Annotated in this window: 23 protein-coding genes; 12 read left to right on the top strand and 11 right to left on the bottom strand. The window is 32.7% G+C overall.

Annotation, left to right across the window (positions count from 1 at the left end; genetic code table 11):
• The first annotated feature begins 20 nt into the window (after positions 1–20).
• Entirely contained in the window at positions 21–1,199 is a 1,179-nt protein-coding gene (locus tag B0A65_RS15500) for a Pycsar system effector family protein (protein ID WP_074659085.1), read from the top strand.
• A 22-nt stretch (positions 1,200–1,221) separates the two neighbouring features.
• On the opposite strand, the gene B0A65_RS15495 is transcribed toward B0A65_RS15500, so the two are convergent.
• The gene (locus B0A65_RS15495) at positions 1,222–3,588 is read right to left on the bottom strand and encodes a GAF domain-containing protein (protein WP_074659084.1); all 2,367 of its coding nucleotides are present in this window, start codon (positions 3,586–3,588) and stop codon (positions 1,222–1,224) included.
• Between the two features lie 226 nt (positions 3,589–3,814).
• Between B0A65_RS15495 and B0A65_RS15490 the strand changes: the two genes are divergently transcribed.
• Complete coding sequence (locus B0A65_RS15490) at positions 3,815–4,567, top strand: SDR family oxidoreductase (RefSeq protein WP_074659083.1); 753 nt, start codon at positions 3,815–3,817, stop codon at positions 4,565–4,567.
• Positions 4,568–4,640: 73 nt separating this feature from the next.
• A complete protein-coding gene (locus B0A65_RS15485; protein WP_074659082.1) occupies positions 4,641–5,222 on the top strand; it encodes a TetR/AcrR family transcriptional regulator in 582 nt (193 codons plus the stop codon).
• Positions 5,223–5,330: 108 nt separating this feature from the next.
• On the opposite strand, the gene B0A65_RS15480 is transcribed toward B0A65_RS15485, so the two are convergent.
• The 9 genes from B0A65_RS15480 to B0A65_RS15440 form a co-directional block, all read right to left on the bottom strand.
• Positions 5,331–6,389, bottom strand: coding sequence for a nucleoid-associated protein (locus B0A65_RS15480; protein WP_074659081.1), 1,059 nt, complete (start codon positions 6,387–6,389; stop codon positions 5,331–5,333).
• 45 nt (positions 6,390–6,434) lie between these two features.
• Complete coding sequence (locus tag B0A65_RS15475; RefSeq protein WP_074659080.1) at positions 6,435–6,794, bottom strand: four helix bundle protein; 360 nt, start codon at positions 6,792–6,794, stop codon at positions 6,435–6,437.
• A gap of 107 nt (positions 6,795–6,901) precedes the next feature.
• On the bottom strand, positions 6,902–7,441 hold the full coding sequence (locus tag B0A65_RS15470; protein WP_074659079.1) for an IS1096 element passenger TnpR family protein: 540 nt from the start codon (positions 7,439–7,441) through the stop codon (positions 6,902–6,904).
• A 96-nt stretch (positions 7,442–7,537) separates the two neighbouring features.
• Positions 7,538–8,137, bottom strand: a complete 600-nt coding sequence (locus B0A65_RS15465) for an HPP family protein (RefSeq protein WP_074659078.1) — start codon at positions 8,135–8,137, stop codon at positions 7,538–7,540.
• A gap of 9 nt (positions 8,138–8,146) precedes the next feature.
• Complete coding sequence (locus B0A65_RS15460; protein WP_242670289.1) at positions 8,147–9,454, bottom strand: chloride channel protein; 1,308 nt, start codon at positions 9,452–9,454, stop codon at positions 8,147–8,149.
• 198 nt (positions 9,455–9,652) lie between these two features.
• Entirely contained in the window at positions 9,653–10,042 is a 390-nt protein-coding gene (gloA2, locus tag B0A65_RS15455) for an SMU1112c/YaeR family gloxylase I-like metalloprotein (protein WP_074659077.1), read from the bottom strand.
• A 3-nt stretch (positions 10,043–10,045) separates the two neighbouring features.
• Positions 10,046–10,618: a sugar O-acetyltransferase gene (locus B0A65_RS15450; RefSeq protein ID WP_074659076.1), complete on the bottom strand. Its 573-nt coding sequence runs from the start codon at positions 10,616–10,618 to the stop codon at positions 10,046–10,048.
• An 8-nt stretch (positions 10,619–10,626) separates the two neighbouring features.
• Positions 10,627–11,085 (bottom strand): YciI family protein, encoded by a 459-nt coding sequence (locus tag B0A65_RS15445; protein ID WP_074659075.1) that lies wholly within the window; start codon positions 11,083–11,085, stop codon positions 10,627–10,629.
• A gap of 10 nt (positions 11,086–11,095) precedes the next feature.
• Positions 11,096–11,554: a DinB family protein gene (locus B0A65_RS15440; RefSeq protein WP_074659074.1), complete on the bottom strand. Its 459-nt coding sequence runs from the start codon at positions 11,552–11,554 to the stop codon at positions 11,096–11,098.
• A gap of 139 nt (positions 11,555–11,693) precedes the next feature.
• Between B0A65_RS15440 and B0A65_RS15435 the strand changes: the two genes are divergently transcribed.
• From B0A65_RS15435 to B0A65_RS15395, 9 genes are all read left to right on the top strand, one after another.
• Positions 11,694–13,859: a TonB-dependent receptor gene (locus tag B0A65_RS15435; RefSeq protein ID WP_074659073.1), complete on the top strand. Its 2,166-nt coding sequence runs from the start codon at positions 11,694–11,696 to the stop codon at positions 13,857–13,859.
• Positions 13,860–14,199: 340 nt separating this feature from the next.
• On the top strand, positions 14,200–14,823 hold the full coding sequence (locus B0A65_RS15430; RefSeq protein WP_074659072.1) for a hypothetical protein: 624 nt from the start codon (positions 14,200–14,202) through the stop codon (positions 14,821–14,823).
• A 24-nt stretch (positions 14,824–14,847) separates the two neighbouring features.
• Entirely contained in the window at positions 14,848–16,206 is a 1,359-nt protein-coding gene (locus B0A65_RS15425) for a 2TM domain-containing protein (protein ID WP_083370411.1), read from the top strand.
• 2 nt (positions 16,207–16,208) lie between these two features.
• A complete protein-coding gene (locus B0A65_RS15420; protein WP_074659071.1) occupies positions 16,209–16,511 on the top strand; it encodes a 2TM domain-containing protein in 303 nt (100 codons plus the stop codon).
• 2 nt (positions 16,512–16,513) lie between these two features.
• Positions 16,514–16,822 carry a 2TM domain-containing protein gene (locus B0A65_RS15415; RefSeq protein WP_074659070.1) on the top strand — a complete coding sequence of 103 codons (309 nt, stop codon included), beginning with the start codon at positions 16,514–16,516 and terminating at the stop codon, positions 16,820–16,822.
• Positions 16,823–16,824: 2 nt separating this feature from the next.
• Positions 16,825–17,154 carry a 2TM domain-containing protein gene (locus tag B0A65_RS15410; protein WP_074659069.1) on the top strand — a complete coding sequence of 110 codons (330 nt, stop codon included), beginning with the start codon at positions 16,825–16,827 and terminating at the stop codon, positions 17,152–17,154.
• Positions 17,145–17,462, top strand: coding sequence for a 2TM domain-containing protein (locus tag B0A65_RS15405; protein ID WP_074659068.1), 318 nt, complete (start codon positions 17,145–17,147; stop codon positions 17,460–17,462). The genes B0A65_RS15410 and B0A65_RS15405 overlap by 10 nt, the downstream gene beginning before the upstream one ends.
• A 17-nt stretch (positions 17,463–17,479) precedes the next feature.
• Complete coding sequence (locus B0A65_RS15400) at positions 17,480–17,848, top strand: 2TM domain-containing protein (RefSeq protein WP_074659067.1); 369 nt, start codon at positions 17,480–17,482, stop codon at positions 17,846–17,848.
• Between the two features lie 37 nt (positions 17,849–17,885).
• Positions 17,886–18,653, top strand: coding sequence for a LytR/AlgR family response regulator transcription factor (locus tag B0A65_RS15395; RefSeq protein WP_074659066.1), 768 nt, complete (start codon positions 17,886–17,888; stop codon positions 18,651–18,653).
• Here the strand turns inward: B0A65_RS15395 and B0A65_RS15390 are convergent.
• A complete protein-coding gene (locus B0A65_RS15390) occupies positions 18,634–19,659 on the bottom strand; it encodes a COX15/CtaA family protein (protein ID WP_074659065.1) in 1,026 nt (341 codons plus the stop codon). The two genes, B0A65_RS15395 and B0A65_RS15390, sit on opposite strands and share 20 nt — an antisense overlap.
• Positions 19,660–19,972 lie beyond the last annotated feature (313 nt).

Raw genomic sequence — 19,972 nt, 5'->3', positions numbered from 1 at the left:
GTGGTATAAAAATATTCTCAATGAATCTTATAGAACAATCCGAAGATTTCGTCAGTAATTTACTCAAAGATAAACTTTCTAATTTATATTCGTATCATAATCTCAATCATACTTTAACAGTTGTAAGTGCTGTAAAAGAGTTATGCAAAAAAGAAGAAGTGAAGGGAGAAGAAAAAGAGCTTCTTCTTGTGGCAGCTTGGTTTCATGATACTGGATATATTGTTGGTTTTGAAAATCATGAAAAGGAAAGTGTAAAAATTGCAACTGCTTTTTTGAAAGAGAAAGACCAATCTGATGCGTTTATAGAAAAAGTATCCAATCTAATTTTAGCGACTGTTAAAGAATATATTCCGAAAACACATCTTGAAAAAATTATAAAAGATGCCGATTATGCGCATCTTATGGGTACGGAATACGAAATTACCTGTGAATTGTTACGTCTGGAACTAAAAAATGCCTTTAATGTTTCTTTTTCAAATGCTGAATGGGCAAAAGAGAATATGAGTTTTTTAATGAACAAACATCGTTTTTATACTGATTTTGCATTAAAAAAATGGCAGCCTCTCAAAGAAAGAAATATACTTCTGGTACAGAAAAGAATTGAAAAACAAGAAAAGAAAGAGGCTGATAAAATGGAAGAAGAGAATAAAAAGAAAGATAAAATCGAAAAACCGGACCGTGGTGTTGATACTTTATTTCGCGTAACTTTAGGAAATCATACACGATTAAGTGGCATTGCGGATAGTAAAGCTAATATTTTGTTGTCTGTAAATGCTATTATTATTTCGATTGCCCTTTCGTCTATTATTCCAAAACTAGACAGTCCAAAAAATGCGCATTTGGTGATTCCGACTTTTATTATGCTGATTTCTAGTGTGACGACTATTATTTTTGCCATTCTTTCGACGCGACCAAAAGTAACTACCGGTGTTTTTACACGAGAAGACATCGAAGCAAAGAAGATTAATTTACTGTTTTTTGGGAATTTCTACAAAATGCCATTGGAAGAATACGATTGGGCAATGAACGAAATGATGAAAGATCGTGATTACCTGTATTCAACCATGATCAAAGATTTGTACTATCTGGGATTAGTTTTACAACGCAAATATAATTTATTGCGAATTGCCTACAATATTTTCATGGTTGGACTAATCGTAACGGTAATTGCGTTTGTGATTGCTTTTAAATCCATTTAATATAAAAAAAAGATGAGCTCAATTAATTGAGCTCATCTAATAAATCCTGATAGGTAATCTTTTTTGCAGGACTTGCAGTATTGTTGATTACTTTAACACGTATAGCTCTCAAGCCTGAAACACCCTGAAGATCTTCAACTTCAAATTGTTCGATAGCAGGTTCCAGAATTTTTTTGTGCTGTAAATATTTGATGTATTTCAAGTATTCCGTTTCTTCGTTATTCTGAGAATAAACAATTGTGATTTTTTCTTTTTCTGTAATTCGGTCTTTTGTGCCTTTGATATTTGCTTTGTCAATTCGTTTTTTCACGACTTCATATCGGGCATTGTAAGTTCCGTCGACATCAAAACGTTTTTCATCCATTCTAAAACGAATAGAAAGCGGTGCGCTGAAAACCAAAATTAAAGAAGTCACATCCAATTCATACGGAAGCGATTCCTTAAGCTGATGATGTTCTAATTCCATTTCGCATAAGGTCTGCAACTGCCACAAACGTAAATTGTGCAGGTACATAATATCAAAAGGTTTTGTTGGTGCAATAGAAGCTCCAATGTACAAATTATGCTCAACACCATCCGTTTTAAAACGTTCGTAATAATGAGGATAAATTTGCTGGGCATCCAATTGTTTTCTATCTAAAACAGCAGCTAGTTTCTTGTTGATGATAGACATTGCATTATCAAATTTCTTTCTTTCCTGATAAAACAAGCCTGTTTTTTCGTCGAGATTTTCAAAATACAATTCTTCTAGTTTTTCATTTTTAGCAGAACCTTTTGTATTCTTTAAAATCGGGTGAATTTCGTCTTCTATATATCTTTGAATGTGCTGTTCTGTGTCTGCCTTAAGCGGAAAATCCAATTCGTTTCGAAGTGACTCCAACTCAAATTTTCTTTGTTCCAGCAGCACCAGATTGGTATTTGGTTCCTGGTTTTCAAAAATTTCTAAAAGGGTATTCAGCTGACTTTTTAAATCTCTTTTTACAGTTTCATTTCGATGCTCAGAGGAACCTTTAATGTCGATTTGACCATATAAAGGATATACATTTTTAAAGACAATTTCCTTAAAAATATAATCTTTTGTTGGATTATTGTTTTGAAAATAATTTTGAGATTCTTTTCTGAATTTCCAATAAACACTCGGATGTATTGTGGTGTATTCTCGTTGAATGATCGCTTCAATCTGGTGTTGCATATCTGTATTGTAACGATCGATAGTATCTGTTAAATACGGTAAAACTAATTCAAGTTTTTGAGCGTTTACACTATTTAAAGCTCTCGAATGGGAAGAAACCAATTCTAAAACACCCAGTAAATGGTCGTCTTTAATTACCGGAGCAAAAACACAGCTTTGAATATTTTGTCGTAACAAATGTTCACCCAGTTTTTTATTTGCAGATTCTTCAATAAATTTCTTAACATTTGAAATCACAAAGGGTTCTTTGTTATTCAGTAAATTTTCAAATGAACATCCAAAAAAAGCATTTTTACAATCTATTTCCTGATCGTGTGAAAGCAAGAAACTCTGTAACTGACTTTCTGATTTGGTATGTTTGATGAATTTTTCTTCATCAGTATTGTATATAATGAAACCGACTCTTAAATCCGGAATTTTAAATATTGACTTAAAAATATTGGATACAATTTCAGTAGTAGTGACTGATTTTGTGTCGGGCTTAAGTAAATTACTTTTTAAATTTGAAATAGAACTTTCTGTAGTCGCATCAAACAAAGAAACAATTCCGAAACCTTTTAATATCCAGCTTCCCTTTGGAAATTTAGATTTCCAAAGTTCAAGATCATCGTAGTTGTCGATCAAATTATCAATATCATCCTGAGTTAATTGTATAGCATTTTCGGTTGGAGTAATTTCCATAAAATCTGCGTTATACAAAATTCGATAATGTTTTTCGATGCCTTCTTCATCCGGAATATCATAGAAAAAAGGCCTGTTAAAGTCGATGTGTTGTTTGTAATAACTGCTTAGAATTAAGCAACAGTTATTAATATAGAATTGATGATCATCAAAATCACGAATTTCCATATAAAACTCATCACCGGCATTTCGCAGGATTTTTTTGAAACGTTCTGTATAATTAAAAGATATATTCTGAAAAGGAATCGTAACTGCTTTTATTTCATTTTGGGTTAAAGCAGTTGGAAATAAATCGGCCAGTATATTTTTTATTAAAGCTTCATTATTTTTAATGATCGAATAATCCTCAATTCCTGTTTTTAGTTCCGGAATAGACTCAATTTGCTTTAAAATTGCTTTGGCATAATTCGAGCGGTAATCTACATCTGATAAGGCAATTTCTTCGAAGGATTCAATTAACTTATGAAATGAGATGATTGTTTTAAAGGGACTTTCGTTGAACAAATGAATATCCATCTGATTTTGATTTAGAGCACAAAATTAAGCATAAATTAAGAATATTTAGCAATTTCCGATTTCTTTCATTTATTGTTTCATAGATAAAACCATTGTGTTTGCTGGGTTTTTAAAGCATATAATTATTTTAACTAAATTTTAACAACAATAATAACGGAACGATCGTTCCGTTATTGTATCTTTGTACCATAATAATTGAAGAATCAATAACTTAAAACAAATAAAAATGAAAAATTTAGAAAACAAAGTTGCAATAGTAACTGGAGGAAACAGCGGAATTGGATATGCAGCAGCAGCAGAATTAGTTGCTAAGGGTGCAAAAGTAATTGTAACAGGAAGAAACAAAGAAGCTTTGGCAAAAGCCGAAATCGAGTTAGGCGTAACAGGAATTGTTGCAGATCAATCTGATTTGAAATCTATTGATGCTTTAGTAGAAGAAGTAAAAGCAAAATTCGGGAAAGTAGATATCTTGTTTTTAAATGCTGGAATTGCTGCTTTTGCCCCAGTGGATTCTGCTTCAGAAGATCATTATGATAGCATTATGAACGTGAATGTAAAAGGCGTTTATTTTACAGTTCAGAAAGTACTGCCAATATTGAACGATGGAGGTTCTATTATTTTTAATACTTCTGTAAATGCTCAATTAGGAATGCCGGGTTCAAGTGTATATGGAGCAAGTAAAGCGGCGGTTTTATCACTAAACAGAATATTTGCTGCAGAATTAGCACCAAGAAAAATCAGAGTAAATGCGGTTTCTCCTGGTCCAATCGAAACACCTTTATATGGTAAAGTGGGTTTAGAAAAAGAAGAAGTTGAAGGTTTAGGAGCTGCTTTAGGAGGAAAAATTTTATTGAAACGTTTTGGACAAGCTTCTGAGGTTGCGAAAACAGTTAGTTTTCTTGCTTCAGATGATGCATCATTCATTACAGGAGCTGAAATTGTCGTTGATGGCGGACTTACTGTAAACACAGTATTATAATTTTTTTACAACAATTCAGGAATGATTGTTCCGTATTTTTTGTATCTTTGTAAAGTAATTTAATTTTGAAGTTATGGCTAGAACAAAAGAATTTAATGAAGATCAGGCTTTAGACAAAGCGATTGAAATATTTTGGCACAAAGGATATAATGGAACTTCGGCGCAGGATTTAGTAACGCACTTAGGTTTAAGCCGTTCCAGTTTGTATGATACTTTTGGCGATAAGCAAAAACTTTTTTCAAAAGCCTTAAACAAGTATCAAAGCGATAATTACGTTAAGATCAAAGAATTACTTGAAACAACGTCTAACGTTAAAGAAACGCTGACTGTGATTTTTAAACTGGCGGTAGTCGAAAGTCTGGAAGACCGCATTACAAAAGGTTGTTTTATGGTTAATTCTGCTGTAGAACTCGCCATGCACGATGAAGAAATTGCTAAAATAGTTAGTAGTAATCAGAAGGTAATGGAAGAAGTGTTTTATGCCGCCGTTAAAAAAGGACAGGAAGCAGGACAAATTTCAACCAAAAATGAGGCACGTTTATTGGCGAGGTTTATTTTTAATACCTATTCGGGTATACGTGTTTTAGCTCGTGCCGGAGAGAAAGACAAACAAGTTTACGATGATATTCTTAAAGCGATGTTTACGTTATTTTAAGGTCAGGAAAGCATTTTAAATAAAAAAACGGCAGATAACAATTTGTATCTGCCGTTTTCTTTTGTAGTAAGTAAGTAAGTAAGTAAGTAATAGAAAATGAATGACTTCTTAGCTTTTTTCTTCTTTATTGAAATACACTAAGTAGTAATACATTTGTTTTTCTTCATCCCAGCCTTTTTCAACAAATTTTTCTGCACTTTCAGGATTGATAAAATCCATTTTAATCTGAATATGAGTATCCAGATTAATAACGTTTTTAATCGATTTTCTGGCGTCAGAAACTGCTGCGTTGGCAATAGGGAATGAGGTTACATCTTCGATGCTGTATTTTTCTCCTTTATCAACCTTATAGTTTTTAAATTCAGGAATTAAGTCAGGATTGTCTAATACTTCATTCAGGAAATTTTGTTCTTCAAACTGATCATTTTTAGCGAAATAATTCACAGATCGGTTCATAAACATTACTTCCTCTTTCTTGTCTTCTGCAGGTAAAACCACGTCTTTTGCGAAGTTCTGGCAGAATTTTAAATATTTTTTAGTGATGAAGTTTTCATCTTCAAAAGCATCAACAGATAAAAAGTGCTCTAACCAGTAACGCGCATCATAACGGTTACTATCAACAGTTAGAATTTTATACCCTTCTTCTTTTTTATAGTTAAAAATCAAACATCCTTTATCTAATTTACTCAGGTTGATACCTTGCTGTAAAATCATTTCCAGGTTGCTGTCTTTTTCTTCAAATTGTAAAAAGTCAGCTTGCAACTCACTTTTAAAAATTCCGATAGCATCAACAACATTGTTATCAATACTTAAATTAGTTAAGTACGTTACATAAACCTCTCCGTTTTTAATATGCGGATGATTCGACTGCTCAAATAAATGTGTTGTAATTTTTTTTGAGATCTCTTGTAAATTCGCCGGATTGGTAAAAATCTCAGTCGCATACTTAAACATGTCGTTGTAGTCCAAATCGACTTCGTGCGCAAACTGATAATAGTTTTCTTCTTTCTCTCTAAAAGGTTTAAAAAAGTACTCTTTTATCAGAGGCACAATTTCATCATTCAAATTAAAAGGCTGTTCCGATAAAAAAATCGCTTCGTTTCTGCTTTTGTTTCCTACGCGGTGTATCGCAAGCGTCTCGATGTGGGTGTTGAAAAGGTTGATCATATTTTTTTTAGGTACTGAGGTTCTGAGATGCTAAGGTACTGAGGTTTAGTTTCGATCTTTTATTTTTTTAATGAAAGAAACTAACATTCTTTCTACTTCGCGACTGTCCTCGTATAAGTTATTAAAATCGTATTCTTTTAAATAAGATATGTTTTTTGCGATTTCTAATTGTGTTTGCATTTCGAATAAAGATCCAACAGAAATGTTTAAAAAGCCTAAAAGTTCTTTATCACTTTCTCTTCCAAATCCTTCTGCAATATTGCTGGGAATAGATATCGAGCTACGTCTAATTTGTGAAGTTAATCCAAAGATTTCTTCTTTTGGGAAATTATTGGTTGAAAAATAAATTTTTGTGGTCAAGGCCATTGATTTTTGCCAGATAAGGAGGCTTCTAAAATTGCTCATTTTTATATATTTTAATTAATTTGATAAAATTAATTAAAATATAAGAAAAAACCCTCAAAATAAAAAACCTTAGAACCTTAGCATCTCAGAACCTTAGAATCTCAAAACTAATTCCAATTCTCCTCAAACCCAAAATCTTCAAAACTGTCATCGCCTTCAAACATGTCAAGATCTTCTTCGTCTAAATCATCTTCAAATTCACCGTAGATATCGTCATGCATATCGGCTTCAAAGCTTTTTTCGCCTGCTTCATCTGGCATTTCTCCGTGAGAGAATAATGTTTCAGGGTATGGAGCTCCAGCAATTTGATCTTCAATAGCAGCCAATTCAACTAAGAATGTCCACATGTTGATGAAATCATATACATAAATAATTTTGGTGTTTTGCTCGTCCAGGAGATCAGATAATTTATAATCGCTCATGGTTCTTTGCTCTCCAGGAACATCACCGGTATCAAAAAGTGCAATTTCATCTTCCTGATTCCAAGTTTCATCGCAGGTATAAAACGAAGCTACTTCCATTCCGTCAAAACCAAAAGCATTGAAGATCGCATTGTGTAAATCTTCAAGAGTATCGTCTTCAAGAATTGCAATGTCTCTAAAAATATCTTCTTCGGCGTCTAGAATTACTCTAAATTTATAAACCATAATCTTTGTTTTTATTGAAAGGTCAAAGGTAAAATATAAAAAACGAAATACGAATTAGGAATTGTGATTTGTTGAAAAGATTTTAATTGCTAAAATCTATTTCCCTGATAAGCGTTTTCTAATCTTATGATAATGTTTATGATACGTACTATGACTCGGGTAAGTTCTGCTCGAAGTCATATTATTAAAAACTAAAGCGGTGAGAAATAAAATTAAAACTCCAACTAAAACGGGCGAAATAACATACATATAACCCAAATCTTTTATTTGACTTGAAGCGGTAACAGCAATAAGAGCAGTTGCACCTCCAGGAGGATGTAAAGTTTTGGTAATTTGCATACCTATAATTGAAAGAGAAACTGCCAATGGAGCAGCGATCCAAACAATATCCGGAACTAATTTATTTACAGTAACACCAATAAATGCTGAGATTAAATGTCCTCCAATTAAATTTCGAGGCTGCGAGAACGGACTTTGAATGATACCATAAATTAATACACTTGATGCTCCAAATGATCCAATTAAATAAACCATGTCACTTCCTGAAAAGTGAATAGATTCCAGATAAGCCAAAATACCAATTCCGACGAATGATCCTAAAAATGACCAAAAATGTTCTTTATAATCAACTAAAGTTTCTTTATAAAGAATGTATCGTGTTTTGCGATATCCTCTTTTTATTTTTTGAACAGGCATGTGGTATTTTTATTTTACTAAGCTCGGAGAATAAGAATAAACCGTATATGGATAAATCATTTTTGCGGTGTATTTAGAAATTAAACAGACAACAAGAATGGGTAAAAACAAAGTGTAATCGTTTGTTAAGCCACAAACTAAAAATATTGCTGTAAAAGGTGCATGAATACTGGCGCTTAAAACCGCTGCCATTCCGATAATCATAAAGTTAACGGGAATCACATTTACATGGAAAAAAGTATTTAAGATTGAAGCTAGTAATAATCCTAAAAATGCTCCAATAAAAAGACTAGGTGCAAAGACGCCCCCATCTCCTCCAGAAGCCAATGTAATTGAAGTTACAATTGGTTTTAAAAGTAAGATTCCAATAAAGGTAAAAGCTAATGTTACAGTTAAGGGAATTTCTGAAGAATTAGCAAAAATTCCTTTTATAGCGTGATATCCTTCTCCATATAATTGTGGAAAAACGAAAAGTGAAATACTTAAAACCGTTGATCCTAAAATGATTTTATAATAATGAGTGTCTATTTTTCCGAATTGAGATTTAAAAAACAAAACGCATTTTGTTAGGTAAACAGAATTCATTCCGGCTAAAATTCCCAAAAGAATAAAATATGGAATCGCTTTTAGATGCCAGGTTGTGATTGAAACTGTAAATAAAGGTTCTTCTTTTAAAATAGAAAGCAAACCATAAGCAATAGAAACGGCAATTACATTGGATATGATAAAAGCGCGTGTAACTTTTCGCGAAATAACTTCTAAGGCAAACAAAATTCCGGCAATCGGGCTACTGAATAACGCTGTAACTCCGGCTGCAACACCCGCACATATTAATTCGGTTTTGTATTGACGAAAAACATTTTCTTTTTGTTGTGCTACAGAACCAATGGTAGCAGTGGCAACCACGGTAGAAACTTCGATTCCGGTTGATCCTCCAAAAATAACAGTTAATAATCCGTTTATAAAGTGGGATGGAATTTTATAAGAAGGCAGGTTTTTTGAAGCTGATTTGGTACTTTCGAAAACCTCTTTGATACCTTTGTTTTCTTTCTTTTTGAAAAGATATTGTCTTAGAAAATAAATTACGGATAATCCAAAAACAGGAAAAATGATATAAAAAATCGGATTTACCGAAACTTCATGAAAGAAGATTTCTTCGTAATATTCGGTTATCTTTTTAAGTGAGATTCCGAGAAAGGCTGAAAGAAAGCCAATTAAAATAGAAACAATAACTAATTTTCGGAACTTAATAAATTGATGATTTTTTTTGATTTGCGCCGTTTTGTTCATCAGATGTGGATTTGTAGATCGCGACATTTATTTGCGATTTCACAAAATTAGGCAATCAAATCTGTTTTTTAATAATAAACGGTCTTTATAATTTGTTAAAATTACTAAAACAGGAAAATTATTTTACTTAAAGGAATACCACAAAGACACTAAGGCGCTAAGTTCTCTCATTAATTTTAAAAATAACTTTGTGACTTCGTGTCTTCGTGGCAAAAAAAAACTTAGTTATCGCTCATAAAACTCAATTGGCAATTCATCCGGATCAGCAATAAAAGTAAATCGTTTTTCAGTTGTTTCATCAATTCTTATAGGTTCTGATTCTATGTTTTTTGAATCCAGGAATGCAATGGTTTCTTCTAAATTAATGACTTCAAAAGCCAAATGTCTTAAGCCAACAGCTTCTGGTCTTGACGGGCGTTTCGGCGGATTTGGAAATGAAAATAATTCGACTACATAAGTGCCATTTAAGGCTAAATCGAGTTTATAAGACTGGCGTTCTTCGCGGTAAATTTCCCTAATAATCGTCAATCCCAAAACTTCCGTATAAAAAGTTTTAGATTTTTGATAATCGGAGCATAAAATGGCAATGTGGTGAACTTTATTTAAGGTAAGCATTATTTATTTTGATTCAGGTTCCTGATTTAATTTTCTAATTACTTTTGCCGGATTTCCAACGGCTAACGAGTTGTCCGGAATGTCTTTTGTAACAACAGATCCCGCGCCAATAACACAGCCTTTTCCGATAGTTACTCCCGGGCAAATTACGGAGGTTCCTCCAATCCAGCAATCATCTCCAATAGAAATCGGCAAAGCATTTTCTAATGTTTTTCGCAATTCGGCTTCAAGCGGATGAGATGCTGTATAGATTTGAACATTAGGCGCAATAAATACATTTGATCCAATAGTTACGGGAGCGCAATCTAAAACCACACAATTGACATTGAAATAAACGTTTTCTCCACAGCTAATATTGTATCCGTAATCACAATGAAAAGGTGGTTCAATATAAAAACCAGATCCTGTATTTGGAATTAATTCTTTTAAAATTTCTTTGGCTCTTTTGGTTACTCTATATTCTTTGACATTCAGACTATGCAAAAGATTTTTTGCTGTTCGGCGGCCTTTTACTAATTCAGGATCAAAAGCATTATAATATTCGCCGGAGATCATTTTTTCTTTTTCTGTTTTCATATAAGGGACTACATTTTTTTCTTAGAAATCTTCTCATGAATTTTTACTGTTTCCTGCAATGCGGCGCTCGAATACCACGGTGTTAATTCGGCTTCAAGAAGTTTAGCCTGAATTGCCGGATCTGTGGCTACAAGCTTTTGTGCTTCTTCAACAGTTTCAACATTAAAAATATAAATGCCTCTGTAATTTCGATCGTTTTTCATAAAAGGACCAGCAACAACCAGCTTTCCTTCTTTAGCTAATTTGCTAATATTTGCCATATGACCTTCAAATAATTTTTGAGTTTCTTCTTTTGAAGCAGTTGTTTTCGTTCCTGTTTTTAACAGACAGAACACATATTTTTTCATTCCGTTAGGCTCTGCATTTAGGGATTTGGCAAGATTTTCATCATATTTTGTTTCCGTTTCCTGTGAGAATCCAAGTATACCTACAAATAAAAATCCAATTATTAGTATTGTTTTTTTCATGTAAAATATATTAAAGTAATTTCTTCAAAATCACAATCTGTCCTAAATGATAAACGTCATGCTGAATGATTCCGTGAATATCTTCATAAAAATTATGGTTATTATTTTGATCTATTTTCTCGAAATCTGCATCTTTAAAATCGCTCAAACAAGCACTCCATAATTCCTGAGATTTTGCAAGACTTTGCAGTGATTGTTCCCAGGCTGGTTCAGATGAATCTAAAATAGGTACAAAATAATTATGATCGGGAGTTGTAATTATTTCACCCTGTACACGTCTTAAAATATTCCTTCTCCATTGTATTAGATGATTAACAATTTCCCAAATCGTGTTTAAATTTGGATTTATTTTTTTATAGGCCTGAGCTGCAGTAACATCTTTTAAGGTATCTGCCAAGGTAACCTCCAACCACGGATTTCCATTATAAATGGATTGATATAAATTTGAAACTCTTTTACTTTCTGACATAATTTATAGTTTTTGAAACATCTTAGCTAAGATACAAATAAGTATTTTACAACTCATCCCCGAAATTCTACAATTGGGTTATTTAATATTTTTTAACAAGTATTGTTAAAATACATTTGCCTCATCAAAAACCAATACCATGAAAACCAAAATACTTTTTACAATTACCTTTTTATTTTTAACAGCATTCATTTTTGCACAAAACACCATTTCAGGAAAAGTGGTTGACCAAAAAGGAAAACCGGTTCCGGGCGCTAATATTTACATCGACGGAACTTATGATGGAGCTACAAGTTCTGAAACAGGGGAGTTTTCTTTTGAAACAACTGCAACAGGAAATCAAAATATAATTGTTAGTTTCTTACTTTATGAAACATTTAAAACAGAAATTGATGTTACCAATTTTAAAGATCAAACGGTAAAATTAAGAGAAAATGTAAATGCACTTGATGCTGTTGTAATCACCGCCGGAACTTTAGAATCTGGCGATAAAGCAAGAGTCTCCGTTTTAAAACCTTTAGATATCGTAACCACGGCAGGTTCTGCTGGAAATATTATTGCCGCTTTGCAAACTTTACCGGGAACACAAACAGTAGGTGAGGACGGACGTTTGTTTGTACGTGGAGGAGAAGCGAGTGAAACGCAAACCTTTGTCGACGGACTTCGTGTAGCGCAACCTTATGGTGCAACTACTAATAATTTACCAACAAGGAGCCGATTTTCGCCTTTTTTGTTTAGCGGAATTGCTTTTTCTACGGGAGGATATTCAGCCGAATATGGTGAAGCGCTGTCAAGTGTTTTATTATTGAATACACAAGATGAACCTGACATGAATAAAACAGATATCGCTTTAATGACGGTAGGTTTAGGAGTTGGAAATACTCAAAAATGGAAAAAAAGCTCTTTTAGTATTAATACCAATTATATTAATCTGGCACCTTATCAGGCTGTAATTCCTCAAAATGTAGACTGGAATAGTCCTTATCAATCTTTGGGAGGTGAAGCTGTTTATCGCTACCATTTTGAAAGAGGAATTTTTAAATTATACGCTGCTTTTGATTCGGAGAAATTTGATTTAAATCAGAAAAATATAAATTTCGAAAACCCGATCAGAACCGATTTAAACAATAATAACTTTTATTTGAATGCCTCATATAAAGGAGATTTTGGAACAGGCTGGCAACTAACATCAGGAATTAGTTATGGTTACAGTAATAATAAAGTTAAATACGATATTAATGATGTTGATACCAAAGAAAATGCTGCACAGCTGAAATTAAAGTTAAGAAAAAACATTTCTAACTACTTTAAATTATCTTTTGGAGCTGATTATTTTATTACCAAATTCAATGAGAATTTTAATGATAATGTAAATATTCAGGTGGCAAATGGCTATGATTCAAACATTGCAGCATTTTATACTGAGGGAGATATTTTATTCTCGAAAAAGTTAGCAGCAAAAGTAGGTTTCCGACTTTCAAATAACAGTTTGTTAAACGAAACCAATATTGCACCAAGAGCATCTATCGCGTACAAAGTTTCAAAAAGTAGCCAGTTTTCATTTGCATACGGAGATTTCAGTCAGACTCCTGTAGTTGATTATATTAAGTTTTCAAAATACCATCAATTCGAAAGCGAAAAGGCAAGGCATTATATTTTGAATTATCAATTTACAAAACCAGGTCAGACTTTTAGAGCCGAAGCGTATTATAAAGATTACAGCAACCTGGTTCAGTACAATACAAGAGACATTGCTTATAACTCGGTTTTCAACAATAACGGTTCCGGATATGCAAAAGGATTGGATTTATTTTGGAGAGACAGCAATCTCCTTAAAAACTTAGAGTATTGGGTTTCGTATTCTTACATCGATTCAGAAAGACAATATAAAAATTTCCCAACCATGGCAACGCCTGGTTTTGTAGCCAATCACAGTTTGTCTGTTGTAACCAAATATTTCATTACCGATTGGAAATCACAAGTAGGTTTCACAAATAGTTACAGTTCAGGAAGACCTTACAATGATCCAAATCAAACGCAGTTTATGAATGGTAAAACGAAATCATACAATAGCTTGAGTTTTAACTGGGCCTATTTATTGACAACACAAAAAATCTTGTATTTCTCTGTTTCAAATGTATTAGGAACTCAAAATATTTTCGGATATGATTACGCAAAACTTCCAGATGCCAGCGGAGTGTATCAAAGACAAGCTGTTGTACCAACCGCAGATCGATTTTTCTTCGTAGGCTTCTTCTGGACGATCAGTAAAAACAAGAATGAGAATCAGTTGAAAAACTTGTAAAAAAGGGACTAAGGGTCTAAGATGCTAAGTTGCTAAGGTTTTTTCTTAGTAACTCGAATTCTGGAAATTATAAAAGATACAAAGAGAGAAATAGTATAGAAAAACCTTAGAACCTCAGAACCTTAGTATCTCAGAACCTCAAAAAAAACAATTCAGTCACCATATTCGACAACTCAGTATCATTTAATTTTAAAAGATTAAAATCCAACTTACTTTTGAAGTATAATTAGAAATAACAATAACAATAACAATAACAATAACAATAGAGTTTTAATCATCAATATAAAAAAAACTTAGACCCTTAGTAACTTAGAATCTTAGAACCTTTAAAAAAAAAATCATGACCAAAATTATTACAATTACCACGCTATTTATTTGCAGTTTATTATCTGCACAAACACAATTTGAACAAGGAATGGGGAAAGCTTTTGGGCTTTGGAAAGAAGGAAAAAATGCTGAAGCTTCGGCAATGTTCGAAAGAATTGCAGCAGCAGAAAAAACAAGTTATTTGCCAAATTATTATGTAGCTTTAATCAACACTACATCGGCTTTTTCAGAAAAAGATAAAACTAAAATCGACTTGTTACTGACAAAAGCACAAGATGCCTTAGACGTTGAATTTATTAAAGATCAGAATAATGCAGAATTATATGCGATGCAGGCTTTGATTTATACAGCCTGGGTTGTTGCAGATCCAATGACAAACGGAATGAAATATTCGGCTAAAGTAATGGAAGCTTATGCAAAAGGAAAGGCAATCGATCCAAACAATCCAAGAATTGTTTTTGGAGAAGCAGATTATCAAATCGGAGGTGCAAAATGGTCAGGTGTTGATACAAAACCCCTTTGCGCACAAGTTGATAAAGCTATCGAACTTTTTGCTACTTTTAAACCAGAAACACCTTTTTCTCCAAAATGGGGATTAGAAAGAGCTTTGGAAACTCAAAAAAATTGCAAAAAATAAAAACTAATTTAAGCCAGGAAATAAATGAAAGATAATAGAAATACATTTGCGAATTTAAAAAGTGGAACAATCGCATGTTTCAAGATTTCTATGGTCTTTACCGTTATATTTTCAGTTTTTTTAGGTGCGGATCTTACTTTCGAAAATGTTTTAATAACATTCTTTTTAAGCTGCCTGTATTCTTTCGGTTTAGGTTTCGGAAATGGTTTTATCAACGTTCTTTTAGATAAAAAATGGGATTGGCTGGAGCAGACGAATCTGCGGGTTTATTTCGGAATTTTAGCCACAGTTTTATATACAGTGCCAGCCGTCTTAGCGGTAAATTATGTTGTATTTGTAGTAATACAAAATATGCCTTTAAGTAATTTTTTTGGCGAAAGAATGATCTGGGTGCATCTTTTTTACATCATTTTATCGCTTGGAGTTTCGACTTTTATGCAAGCGAGAAGTTTTATGGTAAAATGGAAACAGGCCTCAAAATTTGAAATAACACAACAAAAGATTATTGCAGGAACGGCAAATGCCAAATTCGAAAGTTTAAAAAATCAGATCGATCCGCATTTTCTTTTTAACAGCCTAAATGTCTTAAGTTCTTTGATTGAAGAAAATCCCGATAATGCGCAACGATTTACCACTTCTTTGTCTAAAATATATCGTTACGTTTTAGAGCAAAAAGACAAAGAATTGGTTTCTGTTGAAGATGAATTGGCGTTTGCAAAAACGTATATGAATCTGCTTAAAATGCGCTTTGAAAATAGTCTGTTTTATGAATTGCCAACGACAGCAATTAACCCTGATGCCAAAGTGGTTCCCTTATCATTACAGCTTTTACTTGAAAATACGGTAAAACATAATGTAGTAAGCGAACAAAAGCCATTGCATATTAGAATTTTTATTGAAGGGGATTATTTAGCAATTCAAAATGATTTTCAGAAAAAAGAAGTTTTACAAGACAGACAAGGAGTTGGATTGCAAAATATCGTAAATCGCTACGGAATTGTAACCAACAGAAAAGTATTGATTGAACAAAATGAAAAAACATTCACCGTTAAGATTCCGGTTTTAACGAAACAAATAACAGTTATGGAAACAAATGCAGACTATAGCGATGAGAATAAAGCTTATTTCAGAGCTAAAAAAAGAGTAGAAGAACTAAAAGGATTTTACGGAAATATAATTTCGTATTGCTGCGTAATTCCGTTTTTAATTTTTATAAATTTGAGATATTCTCCTGGCTTTCAATGGTTTTGGTTTTCTGCTTTAGGCTGGGGATTTGGAGTTGTAATGCATGCTTTTAAAGTTTTCGGATACAGCTCAGATTGGGAAGAACGAAAAATCAGAGAGATTTTGGAAAAAGAAAATAACAAACAAAGCTGGAAGTAATCATGGAAACAAATTATACAGAAGCAGAACGTTATTATCAGGCCCAGAAAAGAGTAAAAGAGATTAAAGATTTTTATGCACACTTAACCGTATACTTACTTTGTAACCCAATTGTAATCGCTGTAAATCTAATGACTTCTCCGGGCTATTTATATTTTTGGTTCTCTTTGCTTGGATGGGGAGTTGCGATTGTTTTACATGGATTAAAAGCATTTGACTGTTTTCCTTTTTTAAATAAGGAATGGGAGCAGAGAAAAATAGAAGAAATCCTGGAAAAAGATAATAATAAACAACTTTGGAAATAGTCATGGAACAGGATTTTAATGAAGAAAAGCGGTACCAACAGGCTCAGAAAAAGGTTAAAGAGATAAGAGGATTCTATCAGCATCTAACAGTTTTTATTCTTGTAACTATATTGCTAATTGTAATAAATCTAATGACTTCACCAGAATATTTATGGTTTATTTGGTGCATAGTGGGTTGGGGAGTAGGAGTCATTTTTCACGGATTAAAAGTTTTTGGAATATCTCCATTTTTTAATAAAGAATGGGAAGAACGAAAAATTAAAGAATTTATAGATAAGGAAAAAGAAAGTAAAAAACAAACCTGGAAATAGTCATGGAAACAAATTGCAATTACGATCAGGAAAAATTTAAAATTGAAGCGATCTTTAGTAAAAAGATAGTGAGACTAAGATCCTTTTATATACATGCATTTATTTATGCTATCGGACTAACTTTTTATATTTTAAAAGAATTTTACGGATTTCCTCTAAATTTCTTTCCGTTGCGTTATTTGAATAGCATCGTAATGATAATCTGGACCAGTGTATTTTTAGTGTCCGCAATTGACTTATTTGCGTATTATAAGATCTTCGGAGAAGAATGGGAAGAACGCAAAATGAAAAGCCTTTTAGATAAAAAAACAAAAACACAAAAATGGGAGTAATTATGGAAGTAAATTTTAATGAAGAAGATAAATATTACCTGGCTAAAAAGAAAGTCGAGAATATAAAAGGATTTTATAGTAATTTGACATCTTATATTGGTGTAAATATAGTTTTGATTTTTATCAATTTGTATACAACACCAAATCATTTGTGGTTTTATTGGCCCTTAATGTGGTGGGGAGTTGGAGTACTCTTTCATGGTTTGAAAGTTTTTGAAGTATTTCCGGTTTTAGGAAAAGGCTGGGAAGAAAGAAAGATCAGGGAGATCATGGATAAAGAAAAAGAGAACCAAAGTAAATGGCAATAATTTTAAATTAAAATAAAATGGGACGGTTCAGAAGACGTATGTACGAAGATTATGGGCAAGAATTTAATAATGACGAGCACTTTGAAATGGCTTATCAAAAAGTGAAAAGAATTAAAGGTTTTTACTCACATTTGAAAGTTTACATTATAATTAATATTCTAATTATTATCTCAAATTTGGATGGAAATCTTTTTGGATGGAACCTTCAGGAAGATGGTTTATTAGATTGGCATACTTATTCAACAGCATTTTATTGGGGTATTGCTTTAGTGATTCATGCCTTTACAGTGTTTGGACCAGATGTTTTTTTTAACGGTGATTGGGAGCAAAAGAAAATCCGGGAATACATGGATAAAGAAGCTTCAAATACCAATAAATGGGAGTAAATTTGTACTATTTTTTTTCAATTTTTTAGTTTAGTAAATGACCACATTAATTATAGAAGACGAAAAACCGGCAGCAAGATTATTGCAGCGAAAACTTGAAAAGTTAGAGATTGCCGTCGAAACTATGTTGCATTCTGTAGAAGAATCTGTAGATTGGTTTACCAACAATGAACATCCGGACCTGATATTTTTGGATATTCAGTTGTCTGACGGTTTATCGTTTGAAATTTTTGAAAAAATAGATATTAAAAGTGCTATCATTTTCACCACAGCTTATGATGAATATGCTTTAAAAGCCTTTAAGCTCAACAGTATAGATTATCTTTTAAAACCAATTGACGAAGATGATCTGGAAATTGCCGTAACTAAATTTAAGGCACGTTTACCAAAATCAAATCCAGAGAATCAAAATCTTCAACTTGATTTTGAACAAATACGCCGAATGCTGTCAAATCCTTTTGAGAAAAATTACAAAAAGCGATTCACGGTAAAAATTGGACAGCATTTAAAAGTCATTACTACCGATGAAATTGAATGTTTCTTTAGTGAAAACAAAGGAACTTACATCCATACTTTCGATAACAGAAATTATTTAATCGATTCTACTTTAGAAATTTTGGAGCAGGAATTAGACATGAAAGATTTCTTCCGAGTAAGCAGAAAATTCATTGTACCACTTCAGGCTATAAAAGAAATTCAGGTGTATACCAATTCCCGTTTAAAAGTAATTTTACCTTCGTATAAAGAAGATGAGGTCATTGTAAGCCGCGAAAAGGTACAGGATTTTAAGAGTTGGCTGGGCTAGGTTTTTTAGCCTCCAGAATCATATAAAACTGAATTCCGAATAATATAGAAGCTAACACCAAGTGTATGGCCTGACTTCCTATTGGAAAATCAAGATAAGCCATTGCCATTCCGGTAAGGATTTCAATTCCAATTATGGCAACTACCCAGTTTATTTTTGAAAATCCTAAGCCAAATTTAGTGTTTCTAACATACAAATACAGGTTAACCAACAGTACCAAAATAGAAAAAGAGCGGTGAACATAAAAAGTAATCGACGGATTTTGTAACCAAACAATACTTGCTGTTAATCCGTTTTTCACTTGTTCATCTACAAACTGACGTACTTGTGTTCCAATCGCTACCTGAACTAAAGTCAACAATAGTGAAAATAAAAGTACGTTTCTAAAAGTTGAATTGTATTTTACAGTTGCTAATTTTGGTCTTGCCAATTGGATGATGTATAAAATTACGGCAACAATTACCAAAGCCATCACCATGTGAACCGTTATTTTTATTGGGTTCAATACAGAGTAGACTACTTTTGCACCTAACCATGCCTGAAAGCCCATCATAAAAACAACCAACCAGGAAAGTAAAGTGATTTTCTTGTTTTGTTTCCAAAATTTAAAAGAGGCAATTGCCATGAAAAAACAGGCCATTCCTGCCAAAGCGCCACAAAGTCTGTTGATATATTCAATCCAGGTGTGTAACGGATTAAAAAGCGCATAATCGTGTTTGGTATATTTTTCCCAATGTGAAGCATCAAAAGAAGTTTCAGTAGTAAAATTATCTTTCGCGACCAAAAGGCTTTCATCTTTAATAATCACTTGTCCTTTTTCGAAAGCACGGTTCGGCTCCCAGGTCAATTCTTTTAAATCTGTTGGCGGAATATAATATCCAAAACATTTTGGCCAGTCCGGACAGCCCATTCCAGATCCTGTCATACGAACCAAAGCTCCTGCGACAATTACTAAATAAACTAAAACTAATGCTGTTTTTGCGATTGTAGGGAAATATTTTTTCATTCTTTTTTAAGTGACTAAGATTCTAAATTACTTACCTGAAGTTTCAGGATTAGTTTTTTGATTTATTTAAATGGAAAGTTTTCAGGACGTTGTCTAGTGTCCCAAATATCAAGAACAATAATTTCAGTTGGTGTTATTTTATAAATTAGTTCAAAATGACTAATAATTATAAATTTTATGTCTACGTTATCAACAGAATTACCAAATTCAGGAAGCTTTAAAACAATTTTTAAATTTTCATTAAAAATAAGATTTAATTTATTACTGTATATTTTTGATTATTGCGATAATTCCAATAATCAAAAATACTCTT

It is taken from the genome of Flavobacterium frigidimaris, from assembly GCF_002217275.1.
In the GTDB taxonomy this organism is placed as follows: Bacteria; Bacteroidota; Bacteroidia; order Flavobacteriales; family Flavobacteriaceae; genus Flavobacterium; species Flavobacterium aquidurense.
This window is presented reverse-complemented; position numbering and strand designations above follow the sequence as displayed.